This window comes from Janthinobacterium lyxosi (assembly GCF_051380665.1).
Lineage (GTDB): Bacteria > Pseudomonadota > Gammaproteobacteria > Burkholderiales > Burkholderiaceae_D > Janthinobacterium.
The window spans coordinates 236,185-253,662 of the sequence record NZ_JBNYXM010000008.1 but is presented as its reverse complement, the minus strand read 5'-3'; the positions used below and the strand labels follow the sequence as shown (position 1 = coordinate 253,662).

Genomic DNA, 17,478 nt, shown 5'->3' with positions numbered 1-17,478 from the left:
TAAGTTTTCGTATAAAAACAGCGAGTTGAGGGCGCTTCCGCCCTCTTTTCACTGCATCCTTCTGCGCAGAATTTGCCGATAATGACATAATGGTGTCGTGATCCACTTCCATGCACTCGAGTACCATTGAAAGCAAATCCAAAAATGAAAGCAGATCCGAAAGCAGATGCAGGCCTGGCTCCCGCCGGTGCCTCGAAAAAGAAGCTTCTGATCATCGTGCTGGCCTCGGTACTGGTGGCTGGCGGCATCGGTGGCGGTGCCGCCTGGTACTTCCTGCATGGCAAGGCCGATAAAGAAGAATCGGCACCCAGCAAGAAGAAACATGCCGCTTCCAAGGCAGGTCCGCCCGTCTTCGTGCCCATCGACTCCTTCACCGTCAACTTGCAGCCGGAAAATGGCGAGCAATACCTGCAAATCGCGTTTACCTTGCAGGCCAGCAGCCCGGAAGAAATGGACTTGATCAAGGTCAACATGCCGAAAGTGCGCAGCCGCTTGCTGCTGCTGCTATCCGGCAAGAAGGCATCCGAACTCAATACCGTGGAAGGCAAGCAGCAACTGGCGGCCGAAATCATCAATCAGGTGAACCAGCCGTTCGAGGACAAAGGGCCGGAGCAGGACGTGACGGACGTATTATTTACCGCATTCATCATTCAATAAGCAGCCATGGCCGATAATTTCCTCTCCCAGGAAGAAGTCGATGCCCTTCTGAAGGGCGTCAACGGAGACCAGGACGACGCGCAGGCGCCGGAAGATGTCACGGGAGTTCGTACCTACAACCTGGCAACCCAGGAGCGCATCGTGCGCGGCCGGATGCCAACGTTGGAAATTATCAACGAGCGTTTCGCCCGTCTGCTGCGCGTGGGCCTGTTCAACTTCCTGCGCCGCAGCGCCGAAGTGTCGGTGGGTTCCGTGCGCGTGTCGAAGTACAGCGAGTTCATCCGCAACCTGGTGGTGCCAACCAATTTGAACCTGGTGCACATGAAGCCGCTGCGCGGCACGGCCCTGATGGTCTTCGATCCGGGCCTGGTCTTCCTGCTGGTCGACAATCTGTTTGGCGGCGACGGACGTTTTCATACGCGTGTCGAAGGACGCGACTTTACGCAGACCGAACAGCGCATCATTTTGCGCATCCTCGACATCGTCTTCGAAGCCTATACCAAGTCGTGGGAGCCGGTCTTCCCCGTCGAATTCGAATATATCCGTTCGGAAATGAACACGCAGTTCGCCAACATCGCCACGCCGAACGAAGTGGTGGTGGCTTCCACGTTTACGGTGGAACTGGGCTCCGTTTCCGGACAAATCCACTTCTGCATGCCGTATTCGATGATTGAGCCGATCCGCGATTCGCTGACCTCCAGCCTGCAGGGCGAAGCGCTGGAAGTGGACAAGCGCTGGATTCGCCTGATGACGCAGCAGATCCAGATCGCCGAAGTCGAACTGGTGGCCTCGCTGGGCACGGCGCGCGTCTCGTTCGACGAGATTTTGAACATGAAGGTGGGCGACATCATTCCGCTCAACATCCCCGAACTGATCGCCGCCACCGTCGACGGCGTGCCCGTCATGGATTGCACGTACGGCGTGTTGAACGGACAATATGCGCTAAAGGTCGAAAAGTTGCTGGCGAATGCCGACAACATGAATAATCATTAAGTAATGCACTCGGGCCGCGCGGCGGTCCGCATCTGTACAACAGGAGAAACACATGTCTGACAACCAAGACGACCAAAGCGCGGAAGACGATTGGGGCGCGGCTATTGCCGAGCAGGCCAAGGCGGAAGCCGAAGCGCTGCAAAACCAGGCCGCCAATACGGCCAGCGCGGCCAGCGCCGCCGTGTTCAAGGACTTTTCCAAGCAGGCATCGAAGTCGGAAACGCACAACGATATCGATTTCATCCTCGATATCCCCGTGCAGCTGACGGTCGAGCTGGGCCGTACCAAGATCGCCATCAAGAACCTGCTGCAACTGGCACAGGGTTCCGTAGTCGAGCTCGATGGCCTGGCCGGCGAACCGATGGACGTGCTGGTGAACGGCTGCCTGATTGCCCAGGGCGAAGTGGTGGTGGTGAATGACAAGTTTGGTATCCGCCTGACCGACATCATCACGCCTTCCGAACGCATCCGAAAATTGAATAAATGAAGCCTGGCCTGTTGATTTCCACCCTGCTGCCGCTGGCAGCAGCTTGCTGCATCGCCCAAGCTGCACCGGCGCCAGCACCCGCGTCGGCTGCCGCAGCGGTGACGGCAGAAGCGCCGGCGGCCACCGGAGCCAGCGCATCTGCCGAAGTTGCAACTGAAAAACCCGCTGCAGCCGCTGAAGCGGCGCCCGCGCCAGCTGCCGCCCTGCCCGCCATCCCGCCCGGCGCGCCCATGACGATGGCGCCGACGAGCTCGGCCGGTAGCTTGCTGCAAACCATCTTCGCGCTGGTGTTCGTGCTGGCCCTGCTGATCGGCCTGGCCTGGTTCATGAAGCGCTATGGCCCCAAGGTCATGGGCGGCAACAATAAAATGCGCGTCGTCAGTTCGCTCAACCTGGGCGGACGCGAACGCATCGTCCTCGTCGAAGTCGCCGACCAGTGGATCGTCGTCGGCGCCTCGCCCGGCCGCATCAACGCGCTGGCCACCATGCCACGCCAGGAAGGCGATTTGCCGCAACTGGCCACGGCGCAAAACGGCCCCGCGGCCGCCAATTTTTCCGAGTGGCTGAAACAGACCATCGAAAAACGCAATGGGAAATAAGCAGCAGATGGCGTGGTCCAACGTGAAGACTCCCCTGACCTGGCTGCTGGCGGCCGTCGCGCTGGCCTTGCCGCTGTGGGCCATGGCCCAGCCGGGCATCCCGGCCTTCAACAGCACGCCGGCGCCGGGCGGAGGACAGAATTACTCGCTGCCGGTGCAGACGCTCATCCTGATGACGTCGCTCACCTTTTTGCCGGCGGCCCTCTTGATGATGACCTGCTTTACGCGCATCATCATCGTGCTGTCCCTGCTGCGCCAGGCCATCGGCACGCAATCGGCGCCGCCCAACCAGGTGCTGGTGGGACTGGCCCTGTTCCTGACCCTGTTCGTCATGGGTCCCGTGTTCGACAAGATTTATACGGATGCCTATCTGCCTTACCAGGAAAACAAGATCAGCATGCAGCAAGCCATGGACAAGGGCGTCGATCCCCTGAAAACCTTCATGCTCAAGCAGACGCGCCAGGCCGACCTGGCCCTGTTTGCCAAGATGTCGCGCTCGCCGGCCCTGCAAGGTCCGGAAGACGTGCCGCTGCGCATCCTCGTGCCTGCCTTCGTCACCAGTGAACTGAAAACGGCGTTCCAGATCGGCTTTGCCATCTTCATCCCCTTCCTGATCATCGACATGGTGGTCGCCAGCGTGCTGATGTCGATGGGTATGATGATGATGTCCCCGGCCACAATCTCGCTGCCGTTCAAGCTGATGCTGTTCGTGCTGGTCGATGGCTGGCAACTGCTGCTGGGCTCCTTGTCTCAGAGTTTTTACTAGGGGAAATACGATGACACCCGAAAGCGTCATGACCCTGGGCCGCCATGCGATGGAAATCACCCTGATGGTGGCCGCGCCCATGTTGCTCGTCGCCCTCATCATCGGCTTGATCGTGAGTATCTTCCAGGCGGCCACGCAGATCAATGAGGCGACCCTGTCCTTCATCCCCAAGCTGGTCGGCATCTTTGTCGCCATCGTCGTGGCGGGCCCGTGGATGCTGTCCGTCATGCTCGACTACATGCGCCAGGTCTTCACGGGCATCCCGAACCTGGTCGGTTAGTGCATCAATCGCTGATCCTCCTATGCTGACCCTGTCGAGCATCGAACTGAATACCTGGATCGCAGCACTGCTGTGGCCGCTTAGCCGCATCCTCGGCTTGATCGCGGCCGCGCCCCTGTTCGGCAACGCGGCCGTGCCGGCCAGCGTGAAGGTGACCCTGGGCGCGCTGCTGGCCATGATCATCGCCCCCACCGTGCCGGCCTTGCCTGCCGTCAACCCGATGTCCTTGCCCGGTTTGCTGATCCTCACGCAAGAGATGCTGGTGGGTCTGGCCATGGGCTTTTCCATCCGCATCGTGTTTTCCGCCATCGAAATGGCCGGTGAACTCAGCAGCCTCACCATGGGCCTGGGCTTCGCCTCCTTCTTCGACCCGCAAACCAAGGGCAGGTCTTCGGCCATCAGCCAGTTCCTCGTCATGCTGGCCACCTTGATGTTTCTGACAGTCAACGGCCACCTGGTCTTGCTGGCGGCGCTGGCGGAAAGCTTTGTCAGCCTGCCGATTTCATCGAGTCCCATCAGCGGCGGCGGTTTCCAGCAATTGGCGGCCTGGGGCGGGGAAATCTTCCGTTCCGGCCTGCAAATTTCGCTGCCCATCATCGCTGCCTTGCTGCTGACCAACGTGGCGCTGGGCATTTTGACGCGCGCCGCGCCGCAGCTGAACATTTTCGGTATCGGCTTCCCCGTCACCCTGGGCGTGGGCTTGCTGGTGATCGGCATGGTCCTGCCCTACCTGGCCACGCCCTTCCAGAACATGTTCCTGCGCGGCATAGAAACGGCGCGCCTGCTGCCGCGCGGCTTCGCCACGCGCGACCGGCCACCGCCGCCCGCGCCGCCGAATTTCCTGCGTCCCGCGCCGCCGGCGCCGGCGCGCTGATCAGGGCTATCAGCCCAGCGCTTGGCGCAGCAGCAGCAGCAGCAGCAGCAGCAGCAGCGCGGACAGCACGAACATGGTCACGCCGTTCAAGCCATCGAGCACCTGCCAGGCCCGGGGCCGCGCAAACCACGGCGCCAGCCAGCGCGCGCCATCGCCCAGGGATGCAAACCACAGCAAGCTGGCCGCGCTGGCGCCGGCGATGAAGCAGCCGCGCAGCACGCCAGGTTGCTGGGCGCCAATACTGCCCACCAGTAATACCGTATCCAGAGACACATGGGGATTCAGCAAGGTAAACGCCGCCGCCTGGGCCAGGATGGCGCCCAGGCCCCATCCCACTCCGCCGTCGGCGGCGCGCAGTTGCTGCGGCCGGCGGGCGCGCCGCAAGGCTTGCCAGCCATACACTGCCAGGAAAGCGGCGCCGCCCAGCGCCAGCGCGCCGGCAGCAATCAGCACCGCGTCCGCCAAGGCGCAAAACAGCACGATGGCGCCCACGTGTTCGCGGCGCAAGCCTTGCCGCAAGACAAAGGCATTTTGCGAGCCGATGGCAACGATGAGTCCCAGGCCCAGGGTCAAGCCCTGGAGAAAAACGGAAAAGGCGTGTTGGGGCGGTGGCGGAAAGTGTCATGCGGCGATCTTGCCAGTCGCACAAAATGAAGGCAAACCACCTTTTCCACAGCCAATTAAGAAAAATGTCATTCATGCTCGCATGCCGCCCTTGGCGCCCTGGCCGCCGTCATCAGTGAAGGCAGTTTCGAGCGAGCGGCACGCGCCTTGCACGTGACGCCATCGGCCATTTCGCAGCGCATCCGCCTGCTGGATGAGCGTGTCGGCTGCGCGCTGGTGATATGCGACCAGCCCTGCCGCGCCACGGAAACGGGCCGGCGCTTGTGCCAGCATGTGGACCAGGTGCAATTGCTCGAACAGGATTTGCAGGGGACCTTGCCGGCGCTGGCCGCGCAGGGCCTGTCGCGCGCTACTGTGCCCGTCGCCGTGAATGCCGGCAGCCTGGCCACCTGGCTGGCGCCTGCCATCACCGCCTTCGCGGCCGAGCACCCGGTGCTGCTGCAAGTGGCTGTCGACGACCAAGACCATACGGCCGAATGGCTGCGCAGCGGCGCCGTGCTGGCGGCAGTCAGCGCCGCGGCCCGGCCTGCATCGGGCTGCAACAGCCGCCCGCTGGGCGCCATGCGCTACCTGGCGGCCGCCACTCCCGCCTTCCTGCAGCGGTATTTTACCCACGGCGTGGGCGCCGCCAGCCTGGTATTCAATGCCAAGGATGAGTTGCAATCGCGCTGGGTGCGGCGCCTGTGCCGCCGGCATGCGGAACGGCCACGCCATGCCCTGCCTTCCTCGCATGCCTTCGTCATCGCCGCCCTGGCCGGCATGGGCTGGGGCTTGCACCCGCAGGCGCTGATCCAGCCTTGACACGGGCGCACTGGTCGAACTGCTGCCCGCTACGCCCCTGGATGTGCCCCTGCACTGGCATACGGCACGCGTCGCGTCCGGCCTGCTCGACGGTTTGAGCGCAGCCATCCTGGCCGCCGCCCGCACGGGCCTGCTGCCGCCCTGATTGCCAGGCTCAGGGCTGGTCGCTGCTGAATACGAAGCGCCAGCGCCGCACATCGACATTCAAACGCAACTGATGATGTTTGACCAGGTAGCGCACGCCGACCAGCGCCGCCGCCAGCCCCGACAGGGCGGCTATGCCCAGCGCCCAGCGCGGGCCGAAGGTATCGGCCACCCAGCCCACGACGGGCGCGCCCAGCGGCGTGCCACCTGCCGAGATGGCCAGCAGGATCGCCATCACGCGGCCCCGCATGGCGGGCGCCGTCGACAATTGCACGCTGCTGTTGACGCTGGTGGTAAACGTTTGCGCGGCGATGCCGATGACCACCAGCATCATGCCGAACAGCCAGTAATTGGGCATCACGGCCGCCAGCGCGCAGGCCAGGCCGAACAGCGCCGCCGCCCCCAGCAGCAAGGCAAGCGTAGGCTGGCCACGGCCCGCCGCCAGCAGCGCGCCGGCCACGGAGCCGCAAGCCATGATGGAACTGAGCACGCCATACTGGCCGGCGCCCGCATGGAAGGCCGCCACCGACATGGTCGAGAGGAAGATGGGGAAATTCAAGCCAAAGGTGCCGATCAGGAACAGCATCAGCAGGATGGCCATCAGGTCGGGCCGCTGGCGCACGTAGCGGAAACCCTCGCCCAGGCTGGCGCGCGTGGCCTTGATACGCGGCGCGCGGCGCAGCAATTGCACGCGCAGCAGCAACAGCGAACCGATCACGGCGGCAAACGAGGCGGCGTTGATGATGAAGACCCAGCCGCTGCCGACGCTGCTGATCAGCAGTCCTGCTACCGCGGGGCCCAACATGCGCGCCGCATTGAATGAGGTGGAATTGAGCGCCACAGCGTTCGTTAGGTCTTCCTCGCCGACGATTTCGGCAACAAACGTCTGACGCACGGGCGAATCGAAGGCCGTCACGCAGCCCAGCAGGAAAGCAAACACATACACATGCCACAGTTGTACCAGGCCGCTGATGCACAAGATCCCGAGTCCCAGCGCCAGCAAGCCCATGGCCGCCTGCGTGCACAGCAGCAATTTCCTGCGGTCGAGCAAGTCGGCTGCCATCCCCGTCAGGGGCAGCAACAGCAGTTGCGGGCCGAATTGCAAGGCCATGACGATGCCGACGGCGCTGGCATTGTGCTGCGTCAATTCGCTCAGCACCAACCAATCCTGCGCCGTGCGCTGCATCCAGGTGCCGATATTCGACACCAGGGCGCCAGCGGCCCAGATACGGTAATTGGGAATGCGTAGCGAACGGAAGGTGTTGTTCATCTGGGCGTGCGGGCTCCTTGCCGGGGTCGTGGTGGAAAATTCAGCGGATCACTGCGCCAAGCGTTTGAGTAATGCCACCGCATGGTTCAGTTCGGTAACTTCGTCCGGCGTGAGCCGGGTTTCAATGGTGCGCGCCAGCCAGTCCTCGCGCGCGGCGCGGCTGGCCGCGATCCAGGCGCGGCAACTGTCCGTCAGGGTCAATAGCGTCTGCCGGCCATCAAGCGGATCGGGCGAACCCGTCACCATGCGCGCTTGCGTCAACGCTTGCACGGTGGCGGCCATCGACTGGGGCCGCATGCCTTCGGCGCGCGCCAGGCTGCTGGCGGTGGCCGGGCCGTCGCGCTCAAGGCGGCTCAGCACGGACGCCTGCGACATGCTGACATCCCCAAGATGCGCTTCCTCGCGCAGGCGGCGGCGCAATTTGCCGATGAGAATGCGCAAGTCGCCGGCCAGTTGCAGCACTTGTTCGTGGTCTTCTTGCAAAGTGGTCATGGTAGCCGTGGTGTGGATCAACGGCCTCCACTATAACAGATAAACAGGTAGACTGCACAGTTTGCCTGCATATATTGTCAAGACGGCCATTTTACGCACGTAAAAAAGCCGGGGCGGGAGGTATTCTCCCTGCCCCGGCTTGCCGTTCATCCAGCCGATACCGAGCGCTTAGCTGATGTAATTGAACAGCGACAGGCCCGAGATCGAGGTGAACGTTTTCTGCGCCGCCTGCAGGGTGACCTGCTGCTGGGTGAAGGTGGAAATGGCTTTCACCATGTCCAGGTCCTGCAGGTCCGACAGGGTGGTGGCGTACTGGAGGTCGAGGTCGTCGCCTGCGCTGTCGAGATAATCGAGCTCCTTCATGCGCGCGCCCACTTCGGTGCGCACCGACAGCACATTGTCGTAGGCCGTGTCGAGTATATTGTGGGCCGCGTTCAAGCCGTTCGTCAGGCGCGCCTGGCCCGCGTCGCCAGTGGTCGTCTGGCGCAGCACGCCGATCAGGTTTTTCACGGTGGTAAACAGCGATTCCTTGGCGCTCGGCTCCAGCGTAAAGCTGTCCTGGTCCGCCGGCGCACCCGTGATGTTGACTTGCTGGCCGTCGAAGGTGATGGTGTCGCCCGTCTTGTAGGGGATGGGCACGGCGGGATTCGGTACCGTCTGGCCCAGCGTGGCGTCCGTGACGGTGTACGTGGTGACGGCAGTAGTACCCGTGCCCGCGACCTTGAAGTCGATGGAGTATTTATGTCCCGTCAATGCCGTCGGGTCCGTCACCGTGCCGCCCGAAACGATGCCAGAACCGCCGCGCGTGAAGTTGGCGGCGGCGGCGGCCGTGGTGAACTTGCCATTGCCGGTCAGGTTATTTTCAAAGACGGCGGCGCCGGAATCGCTGGTCGCCAGGTAGCGCGCCGAGCCCACCTGCAATTCGCGCTGGCCCTGGTCGCCCACATAGGTGGCGCCCGCCGGCGTCTGGCTGAATGGCTGGGTGGTGGATTTATAGCCGGAAAACAGGTAGCCGCCGGCGCCGTCGGCCGTGTTCGCGATGCCCAGCAAGTCGGTCAGCCGCCCTTCCAGCTCCTTCGCCAAGGTGTCGCGGTCGACGTCTTTCAGCGCAGGATTGCCGGCCTTGACGACCAGGTCTTTCACGTCCGCAATCAGTGAACCCGTGCTGGCCAATGCCAGCTCTTCCTGCGACAGGAAATTCTTCGCGTTCGAGCGGTTCGTCACGAACTGGGTATTGATCGATTGCGACTGCGTCACTTCCAGCGCGCGCGCCGAGGCGATCGGATCGTCGGCCGGCGTCAGATTGCGACGGTTCGACGACAGCTGCATCTGCGTACGGTTCAAGGCGCCCTGCAGATTGTTCAGCTGCGAGCTGCCCTGGTCATAAATCATTCGTGTGCTGATGCGCATGATGCTGCCCTTCCAGAAAGCCGCCGCGCGCTACGTCGCGGCAAAAATTGATTAACGTCCCAGGCCGATCACCACGTCGAACAGGGTGCTGGCGATCTGCATGACCTTGCCGCACGCCTGATAGGACTGCTGGTAACGCAGCAGGTTGGCCGCCTCTTCATCGAGGTTGACGCCGGAAACGGCCTGCTGCTGGGTACTGGTCTGCTGCAGCAAGGCCAGGCTGGCCAGGCCGCTGACCTGTACTTCACGTGTCTTGTTGCCCACGAAACTGACGGTTTGCGCATACGAACCCTGGAACGTGGCATTGCCGCCATCGAGGATGTTCTTCGTCTGCAAGCCCGCCAGCAGCGCGGCGTTGCGGTTATCGCCCACACCACCCGAGTTCGGCGCAATGGTGAATTTATCGCCCTGCGCCGGCGCGCCCGTCATACTGACATTGATGCCGCCAAAGCTGAGGCTATCGCCTTCCGTATACGGGATGTTCGCCGTCCCGGCCGGATAAGTCGTGGTGGCGCCATTCAAGCCCTTGACCGTCACCGCCTGGCCGGCCGGGAAACCCGTCAGCGAGGTCGTCGCCTTGTCATATGTCAAGGTCAGGGGACCCGTCAGGGCATTACCCGGGGTCAGGTATGCCTTGTCGACGGAGCCTGCACTGAGCTTGCCCGTGCCCGTATTGGCCACCGGCGCCGAGGTGGCGATGGGGGCGGCGGCGGCGATCTTGTTGCGGTCGGTGATCAGCACGGCCATGCCGGCCGCGCCATTCGCCGTTGGTTTGATGACGTAGTTGTCGCCTTGGGCGGCCGTGCCCGAGATCGAGAAATCGACGCCGTCGATGGTTTGCGGCCCCGTTTGCGGATACGGATTGATGATGGTGTGCGCACCGTCGGATTCGCGCGTCACCACATAATTGCTGCCATCGTATTTCAGGCTGTAATCGCTGGCCGTCAGCTTGGTGGGGTCGCTGACCTTGGCCGACAGCACGGTGGTGCTGCTGGCGTTGTTGCCGCGGTCGGCGCCGATCACGGGGTCGGGTATCTTGAAAAAGTCGCCGCCCATGGCGCCATTCAAGTCCTGGCCCAGCTTGTGCTGATCATTGAAAGTGCTGGCCAGCGCGATGGCCACCTTGCCCAGGGAGTTCTGGACATTGTCCAGGGTGCCGTTGCGGAAATCCAGCAAGCCGCCCAGCGAACCGCCGGTCAGGGAGCTGTCCGGCAGCACGCTGACGGTACTGCCCGTGACATAGCCCACCTCTATGCGGTTCGGGTCCGTCCGCGAAGGCGTAGCCGCCAGCTCGAAGCTGCGGTCCGCCACCACCAGCGGCTGGCCCGCGCCGATGGAAATGGTCACGGTATTGTTGGCAGCGGGTTGCACCGTCGCCTTGACATATTTGTTCAATTCCGTGATCAGCTGATCGCGCTGGTCCAGCAGATCGTTGGGCTGGTTGCTGGCATCGACCGACAACTGGGAAATCGACTTGTTCAGCTCGGCGAGCTGCTTGGCATAGGTGTTAATCACCGTCACATTCGACGTGATCTGCGAATTGACGCCGTCGCCGATCTCCGTCAGGCGCGCGCTCAAGCCCTGGAAACGGGAAGTGAGCGAGCCGGCGCTCGACAGCAGCGCCTGGCGCGAGGCGACCGAAGACGGATTGGCGCTGAAATCCTGCACGCCCTTGAAGAAGTCTTGCAGGGCGGGCGACAAGCCCGCCGTGGGATCGGCCAGCAAGTTGTCGATCTGGCTGATCTGCGTGTAATAGCTATCGAGCGCGCTGGTGGCGCTTTGTGCGCCATTGACCTGGGTGGCCATGAAGCTGTCGTACTGGCGCTTGATCTGCGACACTTCCGTGCCCGTGCCGATGAAGCCATAGCCGGCATAGTTCGACTGCGAAGTCTGCTGCAGCACCGTCTGGCGATTGTACCCGGGTACATTCGCATTGGTGATGTTATGCCCGGTCGTCGACAGGCCCACCTGCGCTGCAAGCAAACCGCTCTTACCGATGCTGAGTAGATTCGAAGTCATGGTGTCTTATTGGTTACCGTCAAATGTATTTACGGCAGTCGCGGCGAAAACTTGAAACGCGCGGCCTGCACATGGGTATGGAGGCGGATTAACCGACCAGCGAATGCTTGATGATCTTTGTCAATTTGGCAGCGTAATTCGGGTCCGTCGCGTAGCCGGCCTTTTGCAAACCCTGAGCGAACGTGCTGGCGTCGCCCGCGCTGGCCAGCACTTTTTCATAGCGCTTGTTGTTGGTAATCAACTGCGCATAATCCTTGAAACTGTCCGCGTAGCTGTCATAGGCGCGGAATTTTTCCACCTTGCGTTGCGCCTTGCCATTCACATATTCCGTGGTGACGGCTTCCGCGACCTTGCCCTTCCAGTCGCCCGTGGCCTTGATGCCGAACAGGTTGTGGCTGCTGCTACCGTCGCGGCTGATGATTTCGCGCTTGCCCCAGCCCGTTTCCAGCGCCGCCTGGCCCAGCATGAACTTGGCCGGGATGCCGGTGGCGCGACTGGCTTCTTCCGCATGCACGCCCAGCTTTTCCTGGAAGGCGCGCACGTGCGGCGCCTGCGTGGCGTTGGCCTTGTCGCTCAGGGTCTTGCCGGTGCCGGTGGCGCTGGCCGCGCCGTCGGTCAGCGCGCCCTGCTGCTGGCGGAACGCGGCCAGCGCCTGCGCCATGCTCGACGAGCGGGGCGACGGCGCTTCAGCGCCATCGGCAGCCAGCGCCTGGTTCGACGACGACAGTTGGCGGATCAGCACATCCGCCAGGCCCGTGCCCCGCTTGGCCAGGTTCTGGCTCGTCTGCTGATCCAGCATCGAGGTGTACATCTTGCTTTGCTGGCTATCCATGATGCCGTCCTGCGGCGAGGCTTCGCGCATGCTTTTCATCATCATATTGATGAACATGGCTTCGAATTGCGTGGCCGCCTCTTTCAGGGCGGCAGGGTCTTTCGCCTTGGCGGACTGGCGCAAGCCATCCATGCCCTTGACGTCATAGGCGGCGGTATTGCTGAGGTCGGTTTGGCTGATCATGGCGTGCCCATCAAATGATTTCAAGTTCGGCGCGCAGCGAACCGGCCGCCTTCATCGCCTGCAGGATGGCCAGCAAGTCTTGCGGCGAGGCGCCGATGGCATTCAAGGCTTTCACCACGTCGGACAGCGAAGCGCCACCCTTGACCAGCATGACCTTGCCCGGTTCCTTCTTGATATCGATCTGTGCCGTCTGCGTGACCACCGTGCGCCCGCCCGACAGGGGCGCCGGCTGGCTCACCTGCGGCTCGACATTGATGGTGACGGACAGGTTGCCATGCGAAATGGCGCATGTTTCCAGGGTCACGGACTGGTTCATCACCACGGAACCGGTGCGCGCATTCATGATGACCTTGGCTGCCAGGCGGGCTGGATTGACTTCGATGCTTTCCAGCTGGCCCAGGAATGTCACGCGCTGGTCGCTGCCGCCCGGCGACTGCACCTGGATCACGCGCCCGTCCAGCGCGGCGGCCGTGCCTGCACCGTAGCGGCTGTTGATGGCGTCGACGACCCGGCTGGCAGTGGAAAAATCGGTGGCATTCAATTCCAGGCGTATCGTATTGTTGGCACCCAGCACCGAAGCGACGCTGCGCTCGACCGTGGCACCGCCCGAGATGCGGCCCACGCTCAAATGATTGACGGTGACGGAGCTGCCGGCCGCCTGCGCGCCCACGCCGCCCACCAGCACATTGCCCTGCGCCATGCCATACACCTGGCCATCGGCGCCCTTCAATGGCGTCATCAATAACGTGCCGCCGCGCAAGCTTTTCGCATTGCCCATCGACGACACGGTCACGTCCAGCATCTGGCCCGGCTGGGCAAAGGCGGGCAAGGACGTCGTCACCATGACGGCGGCCACGTTCTTCAATTGCAAGCTGGTGCCTTGCGGCAAGTTGATACCTTGCTGCTGCAGCATCGCCGCCACGCTCTGGATGGTGAATGGCGTTTGCGTGGTCTGGTCGCCACTGCCGTCGAGGCCGACGACAAGGCCATAGCCCATCAGCTGATTCTGGCGCACGCCGGCAATGCTGGCCAGGTCTTTCAGGCGCTCGGCCTGCGCCACGGGCGCCAGCAGGGAGACGGCCAGGCCGAACATGGCTAAAAAGCGGGGGAAGGTCAAGGTCGCCATGATCAGAACGGCAGCAGGCTGAGGAAGAAGCGCGACGCCATCGACGCCATTTCGGCGCGATCGATCTGGCTGTTGGTGCGGTACTCGACGCGCGCATCGGCCACCTGGGTCGAGGGCACGACGTTGCCCGTGCCGATGGTGTCCGGATTGACCATGCCCGAGAAGCGGATGAATTCCGTACCCTTGTTCATGGCGATCTGTTTTTCGCCGGCGACGATGAGATTTCCGTTTGGCAATACCTCGATCACCGTCACGCCGATCACGCCGGAAAACGTGTTGCTGGCGGACTGGTTGTCGCCATCGGCAAATTTCGTTGCGCCATTCGCCGAGACGCTGCCGCCCAGGCGCCCCTGCAGCATGCCCGGCGTGCTGAAGCCCACGCTGCCGGACTTGTTGCCGGAACTGGCGCCTGCCTTGACGGCATTCGTGCGCTCGGTGATAGCGATCGTCATGGTGTCGCCCACGTGGCGCGCGCGACGGTCTTCAAACGCGGGACGGTAAGTCGACGGCTGGTAGATGGAACCGTTGCTGACGACCACCGGTTCGGGCATCGGCGCGCGCGTGGTGGTCGGATATTGCACGATCGAGGTGGGCGTGATGGCGCAGCCGGACAGCAGGACTGCGGACAACAGGGCGATGATGGGGTATTGCATGACGAACCTCCGCTGCCATCCGGCGGCGGATGGCATGACGACTATGAAAATTAAAGTTGCGACAATTTCTGCAGCATTTGATCGGATGTGGTGATGGCCTTGCTGTTGATCTCGTAGGCGCGCTGCGTCTGGATCATGTTGACCATTTCCTCGGCCACGTTGACGTTCGAGGTCTCGATATAGCCCTGCATCAGCACGCCGGCGCCATTCGTGCCCGGGGTATTCGTCTGTGCCACGCCGGAGGCGCCCGTTTCCATGTACAGGTTTTCACCCTTCGACTCCAGGCCGGCCGGATTGACGAAGGTGGTCAGCTGCAGGGAACCGATCTGCGATGGCGCCACGGTATTGGGCAAGGTAACGGAGACGGTGCCGTCGCGCGCCACGGTCAGGCTCAGCGCATTGCTCGGCACGGTGATGGCAGGCTGGATGACGAAACCTTCGGAGGTCACCATCTGACCGTTTGCATCCGTCTGGAAGGAGCCGTCGCGCGTGTAGGCGGTGGCGCCATCGGGCAGCAGCACCTGGAAGAAACCGGTACCGTTGACCATCACGTCGCGCGAATTGCCCGACGCCTGGGGATTGCCCTGGGTATGGATGCGTTCAGTAGCCACGGTGCGCACGCCCGTGCCGATCTGCAAGCCCGACGGCAGCTGGGTTTGCTGCGAGGATTGCGCACCCGGCTGGCGCACATTTTGATACAGCAAGTCTTCAAACACGGCGCGCGACTTCTTGAAGCCGGTGGTGCTGACGTTGGCCAGGTTATTGGCGATCACGTCCATCTGCGTCTGCTGCGCTTCCAGGCCGGTCTTGGCTATCCAAAGGGAACGAATCATGTTTTTTCTCCAATAACAGCGCTTGCCAGCCCTGTAGACTATTTCTATGTGACCATTATGCGACCGGCTCTATCAATTCAAAGCGAGGATCTGGGTGGCTTTCGCCGCGTTATTCTCGGCATTCTTCAACAAGCTCATTTGTGTTTCGAACTGGCGCGCCAGGGCGATCATGCTGACCATCGAGTCGACGGGGCTGACATTGCTGCCTTCGAGCGCGCCCGTGGTCAATTTGACGGCCTGGTCGGCTTGCGCCACCGTGCCATCCTTCAGGCGGAACAGGCCGTCGTCGCCGCGCACCAGCTGCTGCTCGGGCGGGTTGACCAGCTTGATGCGTCCCAGCACCGTCGATGGCCCCGGCGGCACATCGGTGGAAATCGTGCCCACCGTGCCATCGCCGGCGATGGCCACCGTCACACCCGGCGGAATGGCCAGCGGCCCCGTGTCACCCTGCACCATCAGTCCCGATTGCGTCTGCAACATGCCGTTTTCATTGAGCTTGAAGGCGCCGTTGCGCGTATAGGCTTCGGAACCGTCGGCCGACTGCACCGCGATCCAGCCCCCGTTTTCCACGGCCACGTCGAGCGCGCGGCCCGTGTGCTGCATGGGACCTTGCGTGAAATCGGAACCGACCGTCGAATCGACGACAAAGGCGCGCGTCGGCATCATGCCATCGGCCACCACGGGCACGGCGCGAAACGAGTCGAGCTGGGCACGGAAACCCGTGCTGGTGGCGTTCGCCAGGTTATTCGCGGTGGTCGCCTGCTTGTCCAGGATGTGCTTGGCGCCCGAGCCGGCGGTGTAGATGAGACGGTCCATTTTTTCTTTCTCCCAAACCAACAATAAAATCGGGGGCATATGCCCCCGGTCAACTTATTAGCGGAGGTTGACGAGTGTTTGCAGGACCGAATCCTGCGTCTTGATGGTCTGCGCATTCGCCTGATAGGCGCGCTGGGCGGTGATCATGTTGACCAGTTCAGCCGTCAGGTCGACGTTCGACACTTCCACGGCCGAGGCGCGCAAGTCGCCCAGGCCGCCCGAGCTCGGCTCGCCCGTCATGGGGCTGCCCGAGGTCGAGCTTTCCGCCCAGGCATTGTTGCCCAGCGGCTCGAGGCCATTCGGATTGGAAAACTTGGTCAATACCACCTGGCCCAGGTCGCGCGTCTTGCCATTGTTATACTGGCCCTGGATCACGCCATCGGCACCCACCACGAAACGGCTCAGCTGGCCGGCCGCGTAGCCATCGGCCACGGTGCGCTTTTCGCTGGTGGACGAACTGAGCTGGGTGGAATTGCTGAAGTCGACCTTGATCGCCAGGTTCGCATTCGCGCCCGTGGCGGGAAATACGGGCAAGTTCACCGTCACCGGCATGGTTTGCGGCGGATTCAGCGCCAGCATGGCGGCCTTGTCCAGGTTGCCGACGCTGTTAAACACCAGCGCCCCCGTCTTCACGGCCGGCACCTCCGTCACCGAGGCGATATTGGCGTCGATCTGGTCTGGCGTCAGGCTGGAATTGACGCCGTTGGGCACGGCGCTGCCATAGGTGGCGCTGATGGCATTCAACTGGGCCGTGCTGGCGCCGGCCGTGACGGCGGCGGCGCGCACGGCGGCGCCGGCCGCATTGCCGTAGGCGACGGCGGCGGTCGTGATATTCGCGGCCACCAGCGGCACGGCCGTGACGGCGGCCTGGTAGGCGGCGCGTGCGATCAGCGAGGCGGAATCGGTCTGCGCCGCCGCCGCCACTTTCGCGCTGGTAATTTCCTTGCCGTCAGTAGCCGTGTAGACATCCCAGGTATTGGTATTCGTCTTGACGTAGAAATTGGACATGGTGTGGGAATTGCCCAGCGAATCGAAGACCGGCACGGGGAACTGCTTGGTCCACGAGTTTTGCTCGCCCACGCTGAACGGCACCACGGTCGGCATGGCCGATTTGGAATCGAGGTTGACCTGGGTATCGACCTTGGTAGTCGCCTTCGGCGCCATGTCGGACGGGTCGATCTGCAGGGGCACGGTGGCGCCGGCCAGGATCTTGCCGTTCACATCGGCCGGATAGCCCGTCAGCTGGGCTTTCTGGGCATTGATGATGAAGCCGCTCTTGTCGACCTGGAACTGGCCGTTGCGCGAATACTGGATGGCGCCGTTCACGCTGGTGCGGAAGAAACCGCCGCCATTGATGGCGATGTCGAGCGGATTCGACGAACTCTCCAGATTACCCTGGTTGAACAGCTGCGCTACTTGCGACACGGACACGCCGATGCCGGGCTGGTTGCCGCCCACGCCATACAGCGAGTTGGCATAGATGTCGGCAAACTGCGCCTGCGACTGCTTGAAACCCACGGTGGCCGAGTTGGCGATGTTGTTGCCGATGACGTCCAGCGATTTGGCGGCGCCATTCAAGCCGCTCAGGCCTTGTTGGAAAGACATTGTGTTCTCCTGGT

At 62.7% G+C, this 17,478-nt stretch carries 18 protein-coding genes and 1 pseudogene; 8 read left to right on the top strand and 11 right to left on the bottom strand.

The genetic code is table 11. The features are described 5' to 3' along the window. Positions 1-144: 144 nt before the first annotated feature. From fliL to fliR, 7 genes are read left to right on the top strand one after another with little or no spacing between them, the layout of a single operon-like run. The gene (gene fliL / locus ACQ4WP_RS11055) at positions 145-657 is read left to right on the top strand and encodes a flagellar basal body-associated protein FliL (protein WP_436520494.1); all 513 of its coding nucleotides are present in this window, start codon (positions 145-147) and stop codon (positions 655-657) included. Between the two features lie 6 nt (positions 658-663). Further along, entirely contained in the window at positions 664-1,650 is a 987-nt protein-coding gene (fliM, locus tag ACQ4WP_RS11050; protein ID WP_034754035.1) for a flagellar motor switch protein FliM, read from the top strand. A gap of 52 nt (positions 1,651-1,702) precedes the next feature. Beyond that, complete coding sequence (gene fliN / locus ACQ4WP_RS11045; RefSeq protein WP_034754038.1) at positions 1,703-2,137, top strand: flagellar motor switch protein FliN; 435 nt, start codon at positions 1,703-1,705, stop codon at positions 2,135-2,137. Further along, a complete protein-coding gene (gene fliO / locus ACQ4WP_RS11040) occupies positions 2,134-2,736 on the top strand; it encodes a flagellar biosynthetic protein FliO (RefSeq protein ID WP_436520492.1) in 603 nt (200 codons plus the stop codon). The genes fliN and fliO overlap by 4 nt, the downstream gene beginning before the upstream one ends. Further along, positions 2,726-3,502: a flagellar type III secretion system pore protein FliP gene (gene fliP / locus ACQ4WP_RS11035; protein ID WP_436520490.1), complete on the top strand. Its 777-nt coding sequence runs from the start codon at positions 2,726-2,728 to the stop codon at positions 3,500-3,502. Before fliO ends, fliP begins: the two co-directional genes overlap by 11 nt. A 10-nt stretch (positions 3,503-3,512) precedes the next feature. Then, a complete protein-coding gene (gene fliQ / locus ACQ4WP_RS11030) occupies positions 3,513-3,782 on the top strand; it encodes a flagellar biosynthesis protein FliQ (protein WP_034754044.1) in 270 nt (89 codons plus the stop codon). Positions 3,783-3,804: 22 nt separating this feature from the next. Beyond that, complete coding sequence (fliR, locus tag ACQ4WP_RS11025) at positions 3,805-4,656, top strand: flagellar biosynthetic protein FliR (RefSeq protein ID WP_436520488.1); 852 nt, start codon at positions 3,805-3,807, stop codon at positions 4,654-4,656. A 9-nt stretch (positions 4,657-4,665) separates the two neighbouring features. On the opposite strand, the gene ACQ4WP_RS11020 is transcribed toward fliR, so the two are convergent. After that, a complete protein-coding gene (locus tag ACQ4WP_RS11020; RefSeq protein WP_436520486.1) occupies positions 4,666-5,229 on the bottom strand; it encodes a LysE/ArgO family amino acid transporter in 564 nt (187 codons plus the stop codon). Positions 5,230-5,379: 150 nt separating this feature from the next. On the opposite strand from ACQ4WP_RS11020, the pseudogene ACQ4WP_RS11015 reads away from it, so the two are divergent. Continuing rightward, positions 5,380-6,226 (top strand): annotated as a pseudogene (locus ACQ4WP_RS11015) (LysR family transcriptional regulator ArgP). Positions 6,227-6,235: 9 nt separating this feature from the next. Here ACQ4WP_RS11015 and ACQ4WP_RS11010 read toward each other — a convergent pair. From ACQ4WP_RS11010 to ACQ4WP_RS10965, 10 genes are all read right to left on the bottom strand, one after another. Continuing rightward, positions 6,236-7,495, bottom strand: coding sequence for an MFS transporter (locus ACQ4WP_RS11010; RefSeq protein ID WP_436520484.1), 1,260 nt, complete (start codon positions 7,493-7,495; stop codon positions 6,236-6,238). Between the two features lie 48 nt (positions 7,496-7,543). Next, a complete protein-coding gene (locus tag ACQ4WP_RS11005) occupies positions 7,544-7,987 on the bottom strand; it encodes a MarR family winged helix-turn-helix transcriptional regulator (RefSeq protein WP_436520482.1) in 444 nt (147 codons plus the stop codon). Between the two features lie 168 nt (positions 7,988-8,155). Further along, positions 8,156-9,397: a flagellar hook-associated protein FlgL gene (flgL, locus tag ACQ4WP_RS11000; protein ID WP_436520480.1), complete on the bottom strand. Its 1,242-nt coding sequence runs from the start codon at positions 9,395-9,397 to the stop codon at positions 8,156-8,158. 51 nt (positions 9,398-9,448) lie between these two features. Next, on the bottom strand, positions 9,449-11,416 hold the full coding sequence (gene flgK, locus ACQ4WP_RS10995; RefSeq protein ID WP_436520478.1) for a flagellar hook-associated protein FlgK: 1,968 nt from the start codon (positions 11,414-11,416) through the stop codon (positions 9,449-9,451). Positions 11,417-11,504: 88 nt separating this feature from the next. Next, positions 11,505-12,431: a flagellar assembly peptidoglycan hydrolase FlgJ gene (gene flgJ, locus ACQ4WP_RS10990; RefSeq protein ID WP_436520476.1), complete on the bottom strand. Its 927-nt coding sequence runs from the start codon at positions 12,429-12,431 to the stop codon at positions 11,505-11,507. A gap of 10 nt (positions 12,432-12,441) precedes the next feature. Next, positions 12,442-13,557, bottom strand: coding sequence for a flagellar basal body P-ring protein FlgI (locus ACQ4WP_RS10985; protein WP_436520474.1), 1,116 nt, complete (start codon positions 13,555-13,557; stop codon positions 12,442-12,444). A gap of 2 nt (positions 13,558-13,559) precedes the next feature. Next, entirely contained in the window at positions 13,560-14,210 is a 651-nt protein-coding gene (locus ACQ4WP_RS10980) for a flagellar basal body L-ring protein FlgH (protein ID WP_436520472.1), read from the bottom strand. Between the two features lie 50 nt (positions 14,211-14,260). Continuing rightward, positions 14,261-15,043 carry a flagellar basal-body rod protein FlgG gene (flgG, locus tag ACQ4WP_RS10975; RefSeq protein ID WP_436520470.1) on the bottom strand — a complete coding sequence of 261 codons (783 nt, stop codon included), beginning with the start codon at positions 15,041-15,043 and terminating at the stop codon, positions 14,261-14,263. 72 nt (positions 15,044-15,115) lie between these two features. Next, complete coding sequence (locus ACQ4WP_RS10970) at positions 15,116-15,859, bottom strand: flagellar basal body rod protein FlgF (protein ID WP_353660366.1); 744 nt, start codon at positions 15,857-15,859, stop codon at positions 15,116-15,118. Between the two features lie 57 nt (positions 15,860-15,916). Then, the gene (locus tag ACQ4WP_RS10965) at positions 15,917-17,464 is read right to left on the bottom strand and encodes a flagellar hook protein FlgE (RefSeq protein WP_436520468.1); all 1,548 of its coding nucleotides are present in this window, start codon (positions 17,462-17,464) and stop codon (positions 15,917-15,919) included. Between the last annotated feature and the right edge of the window lie 14 nt (positions 17,465-17,478).